At 57.5% G+C, this 15,578-nt stretch carries 13 protein-coding genes and 1 tRNA gene; all 14 read left to right on the top strand.

Annotation, left to right across the window (positions count from 1 at the left end; genetic code table 11):
• Nucleotides 1–93 (top strand): EF-Tu C-terminal domain-related protein (locus AC07XM_RS29610; RefSeq protein ID WP_449118062.1); only part of this gene is annotated, 93 nt, incomplete at its 5' end.
• Nucleotides 94–147: 54 nt separating this feature from the next.
• A tRNA-Trp gene (locus AC07XM_RS29605) sits at nucleotides 148–223 on the top strand.
• Between the two features lie 44 nt (nucleotides 224–267).
• Complete coding sequence (secE, locus tag AC07XM_RS29600; protein WP_016484648.1) at nucleotides 268–636, top strand: preprotein translocase subunit SecE; 369 nt, start codon at nucleotides 268–270, stop codon at nucleotides 634–636.
• A gap of 9 nt (nucleotides 637–645) precedes the next feature.
• Nucleotides 646–1,179 carry a transcription termination/antitermination protein NusG gene (gene nusG, locus AC07XM_RS29595; protein WP_003255501.1) on the top strand — a complete coding sequence of 178 codons (534 nt, stop codon included), beginning with the start codon at nucleotides 646–648 and terminating at the stop codon, nucleotides 1,177–1,179.
• Between the two features lie 119 nt (nucleotides 1,180–1,298).
• A complete protein-coding gene (gene rplK / locus AC07XM_RS29590) occupies nucleotides 1,299–1,730 on the top strand; it encodes a 50S ribosomal protein L11 (RefSeq protein ID WP_003255500.1) in 432 nt (143 codons plus the stop codon).
• Complete coding sequence (rplA, locus tag AC07XM_RS29585) at nucleotides 1,730–2,425, top strand: 50S ribosomal protein L1 (protein ID WP_016392127.1); 696 nt, start codon at nucleotides 1,730–1,732, stop codon at nucleotides 2,423–2,425. The genes rplK and rplA overlap by 1 nt, the downstream gene beginning before the upstream one ends.
• Before the next feature lie 197 nt (nucleotides 2,426–2,622).
• Nucleotides 2,623–3,123, top strand: a complete 501-nt coding sequence (gene rplJ / locus AC07XM_RS29580) for a 50S ribosomal protein L10 (protein ID WP_016484649.1) — start codon at nucleotides 2,623–2,625, stop codon at nucleotides 3,121–3,123.
• A 77-nt stretch (nucleotides 3,124–3,200) separates the two neighbouring features.
• On the top strand, nucleotides 3,201–3,566 hold the full coding sequence (gene rplL, locus AC07XM_RS29575; RefSeq protein ID WP_007957596.1) for a 50S ribosomal protein L7/L12: 366 nt from the start codon (nucleotides 3,201–3,203) through the stop codon (nucleotides 3,564–3,566).
• Between the two features lie 220 nt (nucleotides 3,567–3,786).
• The gene (rpoB, locus tag AC07XM_RS29570; protein ID WP_016484650.1) at nucleotides 3,787–7,860 is read left to right on the top strand and encodes a DNA-directed RNA polymerase subunit beta; all 4,074 of its coding nucleotides are present in this window, start codon (nucleotides 3,787–3,789) and stop codon (nucleotides 7,858–7,860) included.
• A gap of 64 nt (nucleotides 7,861–7,924) precedes the next feature.
• Nucleotides 7,925–12,124, top strand: coding sequence for a DNA-directed RNA polymerase subunit beta' (rpoC, locus tag AC07XM_RS29565; protein WP_016484651.1), 4,200 nt, complete (start codon nucleotides 7,925–7,927; stop codon nucleotides 12,122–12,124).
• Nucleotides 12,125–12,335: 211 nt separating this feature from the next.
• Complete coding sequence (gene rpsL / locus AC07XM_RS29560; RefSeq protein WP_003255492.1) at nucleotides 12,336–12,707, top strand: 30S ribosomal protein S12; 372 nt, start codon at nucleotides 12,336–12,338, stop codon at nucleotides 12,705–12,707.
• 106 nt (nucleotides 12,708–12,813) lie between these two features.
• Entirely contained in the window at nucleotides 12,814–13,284 is a 471-nt protein-coding gene (gene rpsG, locus AC07XM_RS29555) for a 30S ribosomal protein S7 (protein ID WP_003246741.1), read from the top strand.
• A 30-nt stretch (nucleotides 13,285–13,314) separates the two neighbouring features.
• Entirely contained in the window at nucleotides 13,315–15,459 is a 2,145-nt protein-coding gene (gene fusA / locus AC07XM_RS29550) for an elongation factor G (RefSeq protein WP_016484652.1), read from the top strand.
• 27 nt (nucleotides 15,460–15,486) lie between these two features.
• On the top strand, nucleotides 15,487–15,578 hold a 92-nt coding region (locus AC07XM_RS29545), incomplete at its 3' end, for a GTP-binding protein (RefSeq protein ID WP_133295916.1).

Here is a 15,578-nt window from a genome sequence, read left to right as displayed (position 1 = left end):
AAGACCATCGCAATGGAAGACGGTCTGCGCTTCGCTATCCGTGAAGGCGGTCGTACCGTCGGCGCCGGCGTCGTAGCAAAAATTATTGAATAAGTAGTTGATTTACTTGATCAGGCCGGTATAATGGCCGGCCTGATACAGCGTTACAGGTCAGTAGCTCAATTGGCAGAGCGACGGTCTCCAAAACCGTAGGTTGGGGGTTCGATTCCCTCCTGACCTGCCATTTCACTTCGGTGTGATGGCTTTCTTCTCACAGGATCCTCCTTGATGACTCCCAAAACTGAAGCCCAAGAATCGCGTTTTGATCTGTTCAAGTGGCTGGCTGTAGTTGCTTTGGTGGTTGTAGCTGTTGTGGGTAATCAATATTACTCCGCCTCTCCGATCCTGTATCGCGTTCTCGCACTTCTCGTCCTGGCTGCTGTCGCAGGCTTTGTAGCTCTGCAGACTGCGAAGGGCAAGTCGTTCTTTGCGTTGGCGAAGGAAGCTCGTACCGAAATCCGTAAAGTCGTGTGGCCGACCCGCCAGGAAACCACCCAGACCACGCTGATTGTCGTGGCTGTCGTGCTGGTTATGGCACTGCTGCTGTGGGGTCTTGATTCCCTGCTCGGCTGGGCGGTCTCCCTGATCGTTGGCTAAAGGTGTCCCGTGGCTAAGCGTTGGTATGTTGTGCATGCTTACTCGGGTTACGAGAAGCATGTAATGCGCTCCCTGATTGAGCGCGTCAAGCTGGCTGGCATGGAAGACGGTTTCGGCGAGATCTTGGTTCCGACCGAAGAAGTCGTCGAAATGCGCAACGGCCAGAAGCGCAAGAGTGAGCGTAAATTCTTCCCTGGCTATGTACTGGTCCAGATGGAGATGAACGAAGGGACTTGGCACTTGGTCAAGGACACCCCTCGTGTGATGGGCTTTATTGGCGGTACCGCAGACAAGCCTGCACCGATCACCGATAAAGAAGCTGAAGCTATCCTGCGTCGCGTTGCTGACGGTAGCGACAAGCCGAAGCCGAAGACACTGTTCGAGCCAGGTGAAGTGGTTCGTGTCATTGACGGTCCGTTCGCTGACTTCAATGGTAGTGTCGAAGAGGTTAACTACGAAAAGAGTCGCCTCCAGGTGGCGGTGCTCATTTTCGGTCGCTCTACTCCGGTGGAGCTCGAGTTCAGCCAGGTCGAAAAGGTCTAGGCGGACGAAGCATCCCAAACCCCGCAGCCCTGTGTGTTGCGGGGTTTTGTCGTCACTGGGATAAAACGCAAGTCATCCGGGGAGCCATCAGGCGTTCGTACCCGATTTTGGAGTAGCTCATGGCTAAGAAGATTCAGGCTTACATCAAGCTGCAAGTTAAGGCCGGCCAGGCCAACCCAAGCCCACCCGTTGGTCCAGCACTGGGCCAACACGGTGTGAACATCATGGAATTCTGCAAGGCCTTCAACGCCCGTACCCAGGGTCAAGAAGCCGGCCTGCCGACTCCTGTGATCATCACTGTCTACAGCGACCGTAGCTTCACCTTCGAGACCAAGAGCACCCCTGCCTCGGTTCTGCTGAAGAAAGCTGCTGGCCTGACCAGTGGTTCGGCTCGTCCGAACACCGTTAAAGTCGGTACCGTTACCCGTGCTCAGCTGGAAGATATCGCCAAGGCAAAACAGGCTGATCTGACCGCTGCTGACCTGGACGCTGCTGTACGCACCATCGCTGGCTCTGCCCGCAGCATGGGCCTGAACGTGGAGGGTGTGTAATGGCTAAGCTGACCAAACGCCAAAAGGCAATCGCCGAAAAAATCGAAGCAGGCAAGGCCTACAACTTCGAAGAAGCGGCAACTCTGCTGGCCTCGCTGCCTGCTGCCAAGTTCGTCGAGTCCTACGACATCGCCGTTAACCTCGGTGTTGACCCGCGTAAATCCGACCAGGTCGTTCGTAGCGCTACTGTGCTGCCACACGGCACTGGCAAGACCGTTCGCGTTGCTGTCTTCACCCAGGGTCCAGCTGCTGAAGCCGCTCTGGCTGCCGGCGCTGACCGCGTAGGTATGGACGATCTGGCTGCCGAAATGAAAGCCGGCGATCTGAACTATGACGTCGTCATCGCATCGCCTGATGCCATGCGCGTTGTAGGTCAGCTGGGTCAGGTTCTGGGTCCTCGCGGCCTGATGCCTAACCCGAAAGTTGGTACCGTTAGCCCAGACGTAGCCACTGCCGTGAAAAACGCCAAGGCTGGTCAGGTTCGCTACCGTACCGACAAAAACGGTATTATCCACACCTCCGTTGGCAAGGTCGGCTTTGAAGCTGGCAAGCTGAAGGAAAACGTTGAAGCCCTGATCGCTGATCTGAAGCGTATCAAACCAGCTTCGTCGAAAGGTATCTACGTCAAGCGCGTTACCCTGAGCACCACCATGGGCCCAGGTCTGGTCATCGATCAGAGCTCGCTGAACGTGTAAGAACATGGCGGTGCGATTCGTCTCGCCGCCAGCAAAAATTGGGGTCCCTGCCTGGCGGGGGCTATCCAAGACCGTAGGTGGCGCAAGCCTTAAAACACCAGCCCACGCAGATGGTGCTCCCGATTCGTTACCGAATCAGACACCAAAACGACATCCGGCTTCGGCCAGATGAAACGGTAAAAACCAGGAGTAAACCCGTGGCAATTAAACTCGAAGACAAGAAGGCCATCGTCGCTGAAGTCAACGAGGCTGCCAAAGTCGCTCTGTCCGCTGTTGTGGCTGATGCCCGTGGTGTGACTGTAAGCGCAATGACCGGACTCCGTAAAGAGGCCCGCGAGGCTGGCGTTTACGTACGTGTCGTACGTAACACCCTGCTCAAGCGCGCTGTTGAAGGCACCGAGTTTTCGGTCCTCAACGACGCGTTCAAAGGCCCGACCCTGATTGCTTTCTCCAACGAACACCCGGGCGCTGCTGCTCGTCTGTTCAAAGAGTTCGCCAAGGGTCAGGACAAGTTCGAGATCAAGGCAGCTGCGTTTGACGGCAATTTCATTGCAGCGAACCAGATCGACGTGTTGGCTACCCTGCCGACCCGCGACGAAGCTATTGCACGACTGATGAGCGTTATTCAAGGCGCCACCAGCAAGCTGGCTCGTACTCTGGCAGCCATTCGCGACCAGAAAGAAGCTACCGCTGCCTAAGGCACGCGAACTCTTTCAAAATCATTTGTTTAATTTGATGGCTGCGTAGGCCTTCACCCCAATACAGGATTTAAGTCATGTCCCTGACTAACGAGCAAATCATCGAAGCAATCGGCCAGAAAACCGTTCTGGAAGTTGTTGAGCTGATCAAAGCAATGGAAGAAACCTTCGGCGTGACCGCTGCTGTTGCCGCTGCTGGCCCAGCTGCTGCTGCCGCTGTTGTTGAAGAGCAGACCGAGTTCAACGTTGTTCTGGTTGAAGCCGGCGAGAAGAAAGTGAACGTGATTAAAGCCGTTCGCGAGCTGACCGGTCTGGGCCTGAAAGAAGCCAAAGAGAAAGTCGATGGCGCTCCTCAGGTTGTAGCTGAAGGCGTTTCGAAAGAAGCCGCTGAAGACGCTAAGAAGAAGCTGGAAGAAGCAGGCGCTAAAGTCGAGCTGAAGTAATTTCGACTTTGCGATGCCAGCCTGAGCGTTGAGCACAAGGCTGATGGCTGGTGGCTTATGCCACCGGCCTTTTTCCGTTATTGGCGGTCGGTCAAGCCGGCCCCGATAACAAGCTGCAAGACACCCACGTGGGTGGCGCAAACCAAGGGGTTTGCACGATTTTCTGGCTGCTCCCGCCGGGAGAAGCCAAACAAGCAGGTGACCAAGCTGGGGAACGCTGATGGCTTACTCATACACTGAGAAAAAACGTATCCGCAAGGACTTTAGCAAGTTGCCGGACGTCATGGATGTGCCTTACCTCCTGGCCATCCAGCTGGATTCGTATCGCGAATTCCTGCAAGCGGGAGCATCCAAGGATCAGTTCCGCGACGTCGGCCTGCACGCGGCCTTCAAATCGGTATTCCCGATCATCAGCTACTCCGGCAATGCTGCCCTGGAGTATGTAGGCTATCGCCTGGGCGAGCCTGCCTTCGATGTGAAGGAATGTGTCCTGCGTGGCGTGACCTTCGCGGTCCCACTGCGGGTCAAGGTGCGCCTGATCATCTTCGACAAGGAATCGTCGAACAAAGCGATCAAGGACATCAAAGAGCAAGAAGTCTACATGGGTGAAATCCCCCTGATGACTGAGAACGGTACCTTCGTTATCAACGGTACCGAGCGTGTGATCGTTTCCCAGCTGCACCGTTCGCCTGGTGTGTTCTTCGACCACGACCGTGGCAAGACTCACAGCTCCGGCAAGCTGCTGTACTCCGCTCGCATCATCCCTTACCGCGGTTCCTGGCTGGACTTCGAGTTCGACCCGAAAGACTGCGTGTTCGTACGTATCGACCGTCGCCGCAAACTGCCGGCGTCGGTGCTGTTGCGCGCCCTGGGTTACAGCACTGAAGAAGTGCTGAACACCTTCTACACCACCAACGTGTTCCACATTTCCGGCGAAAAACTCAGCCTGGAACTCGTGCCGCAGCGTCTGCGTGGTGAAGTTGCGGTCATGGACATCCATGACGAAACCGGCAAGGTCATTGTCGAGCAGGGCCGCCGTATTACTGCGCGCCACATCAACCAACTCGAGAAGGCCGGCGTCAAGCAGCTGGACGTTCCAATGGAATACGTCCTGGGTCGCACCACTGCCAAGGCCATCGTGCACCCGGCTACTGGCGAGATCCTGGCTGAGTGCAATACCGAGCTGACCACTGATCTGCTGATCAAAGTCGCCAAGGCACAGGTCGTCCGTATCGAGACCCTGTACACCAACGACATTGATTGCGGTCCGTTCATCTCCGACACCCTGAAGATCGACACCACCAGCAACCAGCTGGAAGCCCTGGTCGAGATCTACCGCATGATGCGTCCAGGCGAGCCGCCGACCAAGGATGCCGCCGAGACCCTGTTCAACAACCTGTTCTTCAGCGCCGAGCGTTACGACCTGTCCGCTGTCGGTCGCATGAAGTTCAACCGTCGTATCGGTCGTACCGAGATCGAAGGTTCAGGCGTGCTGAGCAAGGAAGACATCGTCGAGGTCCTCAAGACCCTGGTCGATATCCGTAACGGCAAAGGCATCGTCGACGACATCGACCACCTGGGTAACCGTCGCGTACGTTGCGTCGGCGAGATGGCCGAGAACCAGTTCCGCGTTGGCCTGGTGCGTGTAGAGCGCGCGGTCAAGGAACGTCTGTCGATGGCGGAAAGCGAAGGCTTGATGCCGCAGGACCTGATCAACGCCAAGCCGGTTGCGGCGGCGGTGAAAGAGTTCTTCGGTTCCAGCCAGCTGTCCCAGTTCATGGACCAGAACAACCCGCTCTCCGAGATCACCCACAAGCGCCGCGTCTCTGCGCTCGGCCCGGGCGGTCTGACCCGTGAGCGTGCTGGCTTCGAAGTCCGTGACGTACACCCGACTCACTACGGCCGTGTGTGCCCGATCGAGACCCCTGAAGGTCCGAACATCGGTCTGATCAACTCCCTGGCGGCCTATGCCCGCACCAACCAGTACGGCTTCCTGGAAAGCCCGTACCGTGTGGTGAAGGAAGGCGTTGTCAGCGACGACATCGTGTTCCTGTCGGCAATCGAAGAAGCGGATCACGTCATCGCCCAGGCTTCGGCCGCGATGAACGACAAGAAGCAACTGATCGATGAGCTGGTAGCTGTTCGTCACCTGAACGAATTCACCGTCAAGGCGCCGGAAGACGTCACCCTGATGGACGTTTCGCCGAAGCAGGTAGTTTCCGTTGCTGCGTCGCTGATTCCGTTCCTCGAGCACGACGACGCCAACCGTGCGTTGATGGGTTCGAACATGCAGCGTCAGGCTGTACCGACCCTGCGTGCTGACAAGCCGCTGGTAGGTACCGGCATGGAGCGCAACGTTGCCCGTGACTCCGGTGTCTGCGTGGTTGCTCGCCGTGGTGGCGTGATCGACTCGGTCGACGCCAGCCGTATCGTTGTTCGCGTCAACGACGACGAGGTGGAAACCGGCGAAGCAGGTGTAGATATCTACAACCTGACCAAGTACACCCGCTCGAACCAGAACACCTGCATCAACCAGCGTCCGCTGGTCAGCAAGGGTGACAAGGTTCAGCGTAGCGACATCATGGCCGACGGCCCGTCCACCGACATGGGTGAGCTGGCACTGGGTCAGAACATGCGCATCGCGTTCATGGCGTGGAACGGCTTCAACTTCGAAGACTCCATCTGCCTGTCCGAGCGTGTGGTCCAGGAAGATCGCTTCACCACCATCCACATTCAGGAACTGACCTGTGTGGCGCGTGACACCAAGCTTGGCCCAGAGGAAATCACTGCGGACATCCCGAACGTGGGTGAAGCTGCACTGAACAAACTGGACGAAGCCGGTATTGTCTACGTGGGTGCTGAAGTCGGCGCTGGTGACATCCTGGTTGGCAAGGTCACGCCAAAAGGCGAAACCCAGCTGACTCCGGAAGAAAAACTGCTGCGCGCAATCTTCGGTGAGAAGGCGAGCGACGTTAAAGACACCTCCCTGCGCGTGCCAACTGGCACCAAGGGCACTGTCATTGACGTACAGGTCTTCACCCGTGATGGCGTCGAGCGCGATAGCCGCGCTCTGGCCATCGAGAAGATGCAGCTGGACGAGATTCGCAAGGACCTCAACGAAGAGTTCCGCATCGTCGAAGGTGCAACCTTCGAGCGTCTGCGTTCTGCCCTGAACGGCCAGGTGGTCGACGGTGGCGCGGGCCTGAAGAAAGGCACCGTGGTCACCGACGAAGTGCTGGACGGTCTGGAGCACGGCCAGTGGTTCAAACTGCGCATGGCTGAAGATGCACTGAATGAGCAGCTGGAAAAGGCTCAACAGTACATCGTCGACCGTCGCCGTCTGCTGGACGACAAGTTCGAAGACAAGAAGCGCAAGCTGCAGCAGGGCGATGACCTGGCTCCGGGCGTACTGAAGATCGTCAAGGTCTACCTGGCAATTCGCCGTCGCATCCAGCCGGGTGACAAGATGGCTGGTCGTCACGGTAACAAGGGTGTTGTCTCGGTCATCATGCCGGTTGAAGACATGCCGCACGATGCCAACGGTACTCCGGTCGACGTCGTACTGAACCCGCTGGGTGTACCTTCGCGTATGAACGTTGGTCAGATCCTTGAAACCCACCTGGGCCTCGCGGCCAAGGGCCTGGGCGAAAAGATCGACCGCATGATCGAAGAGCAACGCAAGGCTGCTGAGCTGCGCGTATTCCTGACCGAGGTCTACAACGAGATCGGCGGTCGTCAGGAAAACCTCGCCGAGTTCACCGACGAAGAGATCCTGGCCCTGGCACACAACCTGAAGAAGGGCGTGCCGATGGCTACTCCGGTCTTCGATGGTGCCAAGGAAAGCGAGATCAAGGCCATGCTGAAGCTGGCTGATCTGCCAGAGAGCGGCCAGATGGTGCTGTTCGATGGCCGCACCGGCAACAAGTTCGAGCGTCCGGTGACCGTTGGTTACATGTACATGCTCAAGCTGAACCACTTGGTGGACGACAAGATGCACGCGCGTTCCACTGGTTCCTACAGCCTGGTTACCCAGCAGCCGCTGGGTGGTAAGGCGCAGTTCGGTGGTCAGCGTTTCGGGGAGATGGAAGTGTGGGCGCTGGAAGCATATGGCGCGGCATACACCCTGCAAGAAATGCTCACAGTGAAGTCGGACGACGTGAACGGCCGTACCAAGATGTACAAGAACATCGTGGATGGCGATCACCGTATGGAGCCGGGCATGCCCGAGTCCTTCAACGTGTTGATCAAAGAGATCCGTTCGCTCGGTATCGATATCGATCTGGAAACCGAATAACACGTGACGCGAAGGGGGGTGGGGCAGGTAATGCCCGCTCCCTGCTCCGCCAGGAGGAAAGGCCTTGAAAGACCTACTGAATTTGCTGAAAAACCAGGGTCAAGTCGAAGAGTTCGACGCCATCCGTATCGGTCTGGCGTCGCCTGAAATGATCCGTTCGTGGTCGTTCGGTGAAGTTAAGAAGCCGGAAACCATCAACTACCGTACGTTCAAACCTGAGCGTGACGGCCTGTTCTGCGCCAAGATCTTTGGCCCAGTCAAGGACTACGAGTGCCTGTGCGGCAAGTACAAGCGCCTCAAGCACCGCGGCGTGATCTGCGAGAAGTGCGGCGTTGAAGTTGCCCTGGCCAAGGTTCGTCGTGAGCGCATGGCGCACATCGAACTGGCCTCGCCGGTCGCCCACATCTGGTTCCTGAAGTCGCTGCCGTCCCGTATCGGCCTGCTGATGGACATGACCCTGCGTGATATCGAACGCGTGCTCTACTTCGAGAGCTATGTCGTTATCGACCCAGGCATGACCACCCTGGAAAAGGGCCAGCTGCTGAACGACGAGCAGTACTTCGAAGCGCTGGAAGAGTTCGGTGACGATTTCGATGCCCGCATGGGTGCCGAAGCTGTCCGCGAACTGCTGCACGCTATCGACCTGGAGCACGAGATCGGTCGCCTGCGCGAAGAGATTCCGCAGACCAACTCGGAAACCAAGATCAAGAAGCTGTCCAAGCGCCTGAAGCTGATGGAAGCTTTCCAGGGCTCGGGCAACCTGCCTGAGTGGATGGTCCTGACCGTCCTGCCAGTACTGCCACCGGACCTGCGTCCGCTGGTCCCGCTGGATGGCGGCCGCTTCGCGACCTCCGACCTGAACGACCTGTATCGTCGGGTGATCAACCGTAACAACCGTCTGAAGCGCCTGCTGGATCTGTCGGCGCCAGACATCATCGTGCGCAACGAAAAGCGCATGCTGCAGGAGGCGGTCGACGCCCTGCTGGACAACGGCCGTCGCGGTCGCGCCATCACTGGCTCGAACAAGCGTCCGCTGAAGTCGCTGGCTGACATGATCAAAGGTAAGCAAGGTCGCTTCCGTCAGAACTTGCTCGGTAAGCGTGTGGACTACTCTGGCCGTTCGGTAATTACCGTAGGCCCGACCCTGCGTCTGCACCAGTGCGGTCTGCCGAAGAAGATGGCCCTCGAGCTGTTCAAACCGTTCATTTTCGGCAAGCTGGAAATGCGTGGTCTGGCGACCACCATCAAGGCTGCCAAGAAGATGGTCGAGCGCGAGCTGCCAGAGGTGTGGGACGTTCTCGCCGAAGTGATTCGCGAACACCCCGTACTGCTCAACCGTGCACCGACCCTGCACCGTCTGGGTATCCAGGCTTTTGAACCGGTTCTGATCGAAGGTAAGGCTATCCAGCTGCACCCGCTGGTCTGTGCCGCGTACAACGCCGACTTCGACGGTGACCAGATGGCCGTTCACGTGCCGCTGACGCTGGAAGCCCAGCTCGAAGCGCGCGCGCTGATGATGTCGACCAACAACATCCTGTCGCCAGCCAACGGTGAGCCAATCATCGTACCGTCGCAGGACGTGGTACTGGGTCTGTATTACATGACCCGTGAAGCCATCAACGCCAAGGGCGAAGGTCGCGTATTTGCCGACCTGCAGGAAGTCGACCGCGTATTCCGCGCCGGCGAAGCTGCGCTGCACGCGAAAATCAAGGTTCGTATCAACGAAACCGTGAAAGATCGCGACGGCAGCGTTACCAAGAACACCCGTATTGTCGACACCACGGTCGGCCGCGCGCTGCTGTTCCAGGTTGTACCGGCAGGCCTGCCGTACGACGTGGTCAACCAGCCGATGAAGAAGAAGGCGATCTCCAAGCTGATCAACCAGTGCTACCGCGTGGTTGGTCTGAAAGAGACCGTTATCTTCGCTGACCAGCTGATGTACACCGGTTTCGCTTACTCCACCATCTCTGGCGTGTCCATTGGTGTGAACGACTTTGTCATCCCTGATGAGAAAGCGCGCATCATCAACAGCGCTACCGATGAAGTGAAGGAAATCGAGAGCCAGTACGCCTCCGGCCTGGTAACCCAGGGCGAGAAGTACAACAAGGTCATCGACTTGTGGTCGAAGGCGAACGACGAAGTGTCCAAGGCGATGATGGCCAACCTCTCGAAAGAGAAGGTCATCGACCGCGAAGGCAAAGAAGTCGAGCAAGAGTCCTTCAACTCGATGTACATGATGGCTGACTCTGGTGCGCGGGGTTCCGCAGCCCAGATCCGTCAGCTGGCCGGTATGCGTGGCCTGATGGCCAAGCCGGACGGCTCGATCATCGAGACGCCGATCACTGCGAACTTCCGTGAAGGTCTGAGCGTACTCCAGTACTTCATCTCGACTCACGGTGCTCGTAAAGGTCTGGCGGATACCGCGTTGAAGACTGCGAACTCCGGTTACCTGACCCGTCGTCTGGTAGACGTTGCGCAAGACCTGGTTGTAACCGAGATCGATTGCGGTACCGACCATGGCTTGCTGATGACTCCGCACATTGAAGGCGGTGACGTTGTAGAGCCGCTGGGTGAGCGTGTACTGGGCCGTGTCATTGCCCGTGACGTGTTCAAGCCAGGCACCGAGGACGTCATCGTTCCGGCCGGTACGCTGGTAGACGAGCAGTGGGTCGAGTTCATCGAGCTGAACAGCATCGACGAAGTTATCGTGCGTTCGCCGATCAACTGCGAAACCCGCTACGGCATCTGCGCCAAGTGCTACGGTCGTGACCTGGCGCGTGGTCACCAGGTGAACATCGGTGAAGCTGTCGGCGTTATCGCTGCTCAGTCGATCGGTGAGCCGGGTACCCAGCTGACCATGCGTACGTTCCACATCGGTGGTGCTGCGAGCCGTACTTCGGCTGCCGACAGCGTCCAGGTGAAGAACGGCGGTATGGTACGTCTGCACAACCTGAAGCAGGTCGTGCGTGCCGATGGCAACCTGGTTGCTGTGTCGCGTTCTGGCGAGCTGGCCATTGCTGACGAATTCGGTCGTGAGCGTGAGCGTTACAAGCTGCCTTACGGTGCGGTAATTTCGGTCAAGGAAGGTGAGAAGGTCGAAGCTGGCGCCATCGTCGCCAAGTGGGACCCGCACACCCACCCGATCGTTACCGAGCTGAAAGGTACCGTGACCTTCGTGGGCATGGAAGAAAACATCACCATCAAGCGCCAGACCGACGAACTGACCGGCCTGACCAACATTGAAGTACTGGACGTCAAGGATCGCCCTGCCGCAGGCAAGGAAATCCGTCCGGCAATCAAGATGGTCGACGCCAATGGCAAGGACCTGTACCTGCCAGGTACCGATGTGCCGGCGCAGTACTTCCTGCCAGCCAACGCCTTGGTTGGTGTTGCTGACGGTGCCCAGATCGGTGTTGGTGACGTTATCGCGCGTATCCCGCAAGAAACGTCGAAGACCCGTGACATCACCGGTGGTCTGCCACGCGTAGCTGACTTGTTCGAAGCGCGTCGTCCGAAAGAAGCCTCGATTCTGGCTGAAGTCAGCGGCACCATCGCGTTCGGTAAAGAGACCAAGGGCAAGCGTCGCCTGGTCATCACGCCGACCGACGGCAGCGATCCGTACGAAGAGCTGATTCCGAAGTGGCGCCACCTGAACGTCTTCGAAGGTGAACAGGTAAACCGCGGCGAAGTTATCTCCGACGGCCCGAGCGATCCGCACGACATCCTGCGTCTGCTGGGTGTGAGCGCGCTGGCGAAGTACATCGTCAACGAGATCCAGGACGTTTACCGTCTGCAAGGCGTGAAGATCAACGACAAGCACATCGAGACCATCCTGCGTCAGATGCTGCGCAAGGTCGAGATCTCCGAGTCGGGCGATTCCAGCTTCATCAAGGGCGACCAGATGGAACTGACTCACGTACTGGTCGAGAACGAGCGTCTCGCCAGCGAAGACAAGTTCATCTCGAAGTTCACTCGCGTGTTGTTGGGTATCACCAAGGCGTCGCTGTCGACCGAATCGTTCATCTCCGCGGCTTCCTTCCAGGAAACCACCCGCGTACTGACCGAAGCGGCGGTAACCGGCAAGCGCGATTACCTGCGCGGCCTGAAAGAGAACGTGGTCGTGGGTCGTCTGATCCCGGCCGGTACCGGTCTGGCCTACCACAGCGAGCGCAAGCGTCGCCGTGAAGCCGACAAACCGCTGCGTGTAAGCGCCAGTGAGGTGGAAGCCGCACTGACCGAAGCGCTGAATTCCAGCGGTAACTAAGTACAGGGCAGGGCCCCGGCAAGCTTCGATCGACCATCGGCGACATGAAATGTTGCCGATGATCGGGCGAGGAGGGCCGGGGCCTTGTCTTGACTGGGTGCAAGATCCTCCGTAGACTTTTGTACCCTTAAATTTGGTGAGGCTCCGTCTCGCCAATTTTTGGCTTTCTTGCAAGACAATAGAGTCGCAAGACAATCAGTGGAGCTAGTAGATGGCAACTATCAACCAGCTGGTACGTCAGCCGCGTAAGCGTTCGGTCGAGAAGTCCGACGTTCCTGCGCTGCAGAACTGCCCGCAACGTCGTGGCGTGTGCACCCGTGTGTACACCACCACGCCGAAAAAACCTAACTCGGCACTGCGTAAAGTATGCCGTGTGCGTCTGACCAACGGTTTCGAGGTTTCCTCGTACATCGGCGGTGAAGGCCACAACCTGCAAGAGCACAGCGTCGTCCTGATCCGTGGCGGCCGTGTAAAAGACTTGCCAGGTGTTCGTTACCACACCGTTCGCGGCTCTCTGGATACTTCGGGCGTCAAAGGCCGTAACCAGGGTCGTTCGAAGTACGGTACCAAGCGTCCGAAGTAATCGGCCGTTTGCACATATCCATTTTTTTGAGTCGATAAGAGTAAGGTCGGGCAGGGGTCGAAGACCCACGTCCCGGGCTAACCTGAAGACCGTTTGAGGGCTTATCATGCCAAGACGTCGTGTAGCAGCAAAACGTGAGATTCTGGACGATCCTAAATACGGATCCCAAATCCTCGCCAAGTTCATGAACCACGTGATGGAAAGCGGCAAGAAGGCTGTAGCCGAGCGCATCGTTTACGGTGCCCTGGATACCGTCAAAGCACGCAAGAACAGCGACCCCCTGGAAATCTTCGAGAAAGCTCTCGACGCCATCGCTCCGCTGGTCGAAGTAAAGTCCCGCCGTGTCGGCGGTGCCACTTACCAGGTCCCGGTTGAAGTTCGTCCATCCCGTCGTAATGCTCTGGCAATGCGCTGGCTCGTAGACTACGCCCGCAAGCGTGGCGAGAAGTCGATGGCTCTGCGCCTGGCTGGCGAGCTGCTGGATGCTGCTGAAGGCAAAGGTGCTGCAGTCAAGAAGCGTGAAGACGTTCACCGTATGGCTGAAGCCAACAAAGCGTTCTCGCACTACCGCTTCTAATTCAAGCATCAATCATTTTGCGAGGGCTTTATGGCTCGTACTACAGCAATTAACCGCTATCGTAACATTGGTATCTGTGCCCACGTTGACGCGGGCAAGACCACCACTACCGAGCGGATCCTGTTCTACACAGGTCTGAGCCACAAGATGGGCGAGGTGCATGATGGCGCCGCGACCACCGACTGGATGGTGCAGGAGCAGGAGCGGGGTATCACCATTACCTCCGCTGCCGTTACCACCTTCTGGAAAGGCTCTGTTGGTCAGTATGACAACTACCGTGTAAACGTCATCGATACCCCTGGCCACGTTGACTTCACTATTGAAGTAGAGCGTTCGCTGCGCGTACTCGACGGCGCTGTCGTTGTGTTCTGCGGTACCTCCGGCGTTGAGCCTCAGTCCGAAACCGTATGGCGTCAGGCCAACAAGTACGGCGTTCCACGTGTTGTCTACGTGAACAAGATGGACCGTGCCGGTGCAAACTTCCTGCGCGTCGTAGGTCAGATCAAGAACCGTCTGGGTCACACCCCGGTTCCTGTTCAGCTGGCCATCGGTTCGGAAGATAACTTCCAGGGTCAGGTTGACCTGATCAAGATGAAGGCTATCTACTGGAACGACGACGACAAAGGCACCACTTATCGCGAGGAAGAAATTCCTGCCGATATGCTGGAGCTGGCTCAAGAGTGGCGCTCCAACATGGTTGAAGCGGCTGCCGAGTCCAGCGAAGAGCTGATGAACAAGTACCTGGAAGGCGAAGAGCTGACCGTCGAAGAGATCAAAGCCGGTCTGCGCGCGCGCACCCTGGCCAGCGAAATCGTACCGGCTGTCTGCGGTTCGTCGTTCAAGAACAAGGGTGTTCCCCTGGTTCTCGACGCCGTCATCGACTACCTGCCAGCTCCGACCGAGATTCCTGCGATCCAGGGTATCAACCCGGATGACAAGGAACTGGACAAAGAAGATCCAGCTGTTCGTAAAGACGTGCGTCACGCTGACGACGACGAGCCGTTCTCGGCTCTGGCGTTCAAGATCGCGACTGACCCGTTCGTGGGTACTCTGACCTTCGTTCGCGTCTACTCGGGTGTTCTGACCTCCGGTGACTCCGTCATCAACTCGGTCAAGGGCAAGAAAGAGCGCGTTGGTCGTATGGTGCAGATGCACGCCAACCAGCGTGAAGAAATCAAGGAAGTGCGCGCTGGCGACATCGCTGCACTGATCGGCATGAAGGACGTGACCACGGGCGAAACCCTGTGCAACGCCGACAAGCCAATCATCCTTGAGCGTATGGACTTCCCTGAGCCGGTCATTTCGCTCTCCGTAGAGCCGAAAACCAAGGCTGACCAGGAGAAGATGGGTATTGCACTGGGCAAGCTGGCCCAGGAAGACCCGTCGTTCCGCGTCAAGACCGACGAAGAGACTGGCCAGACCATCATCTCGGGTATGGGTGAGCTGCACCTGGACATCCTCGTTGACCGCATGAAGCGCGAGTTCAACGTCGAAGCCAACATCGGCAAGCCGCAGGTTTCGTACCGCGAGAAGATCACCAAGTCCAACGTCGAGATCGAAGGCAAGTTCGTTCGTCAGTCGGGCGGTCGTGGTCAGTTCGGTCACTGCTGGATCCGTTTCTCGGAGCCGGATCAGGACGAAAAAGGCAACATCACCGAAGGTCTGGTGTTCTCCAACGAAGTCGTTGGTGGTGTGATTCCTAAGGAATTCATCGCCCCGATCCAGAAGGGTATCGAAGAGCAGATGAAGAACGGCGTTGTTGCCGGCTATCCTCTGATCGGCCTGAAGGCCGCGGTATTCGATGGTTCGTATCACGACGTCGACTCCAACGAAATGGCGTTCAAAATCGCCGCTTCGATGGCGACCAAGCAACTGGCCCAGAAGGGCGGTGGCGTGGTTCTCGAGCCGATCATGAAGGTTGAAGTTGTAACCCCGGAAGACTACCTGGGTGACGTGATGGGTGACCTGAACCGTCGTCGTGGTCTGGTCCAGGGTATGGATGAATCGGTCTCTGGCCGTGTCGTCCGCGCTGAAGTACCGCTCGGAGAGATGTTCGGTTACGCAACCGACGTTCGTTCCATGTCTCAGGGTCGCGCAAGCTACTCCATGGAATTCTCCAAATACGCCGAAGCTCCGTCGAACATCGTCGAAGCACTCGTTAAAAAACAAGGCTAATCCCCTTTAGGCAAGAGGTTCACTGTCGTGGCTAAAGAAAAATTTGATCGTTCCCTTCCCCACGTTAACGTCGGCACTATCGGCCACGTTGACCACGGTAAGACCACTCTGACCGCAGC

The organism is Pseudomonas sp. GW460-LB5 (assembly GCF_059423245.1).
This window is presented reverse-complemented; position numbering and strand designations above follow the sequence as displayed.

Excerpts from the sequence above, each read along its gene's own strand:
- rplA (WP_016392127.1), top strand. The coding sequence starts at position 1,730 with ATGGCTAAGCTGACCAAACGCCAAAAGGCAATCGCCGAAAAAATCGAA.
- rplK (WP_003255500.1), top strand. The coding sequence starts at position 1,299 with ATGGCTAAGAAGATTCAGGCTTACATCAAGCTGCAAGTTAAGGCCGGC.
- rpsG (WP_003246741.1), top strand. The coding sequence starts at position 12,814 with ATGCCAAGACGTCGTGTAGCAGCAAAACGTGAGATTCTGGACGATCCT.
- fusA (WP_016484652.1), top strand. The coding sequence starts at position 13,315 with ATGGCTCGTACTACAGCAATTAACCGCTATCGTAACATTGGTATCTGT.
- rpsL (WP_003255492.1), top strand. The coding sequence starts at position 12,336 with ATGGCAACTATCAACCAGCTGGTACGTCAGCCGCGTAAGCGTTCGGTC.
- rpoB (WP_016484650.1), top strand. The coding sequence starts at position 3,787 with ATGGCTTACTCATACACTGAGAAAAAACGTATCCGCAAGGACTTTAGC.
- rplL (WP_007957596.1), top strand. The coding sequence starts at position 3,201 with ATGTCCCTGACTAACGAGCAAATCATCGAAGCAATCGGCCAGAAAACC.
- secE (WP_016484648.1), top strand. The coding sequence starts at position 268 with ATGACTCCCAAAACTGAAGCCCAAGAATCGCGTTTTGATCTGTTCAAG.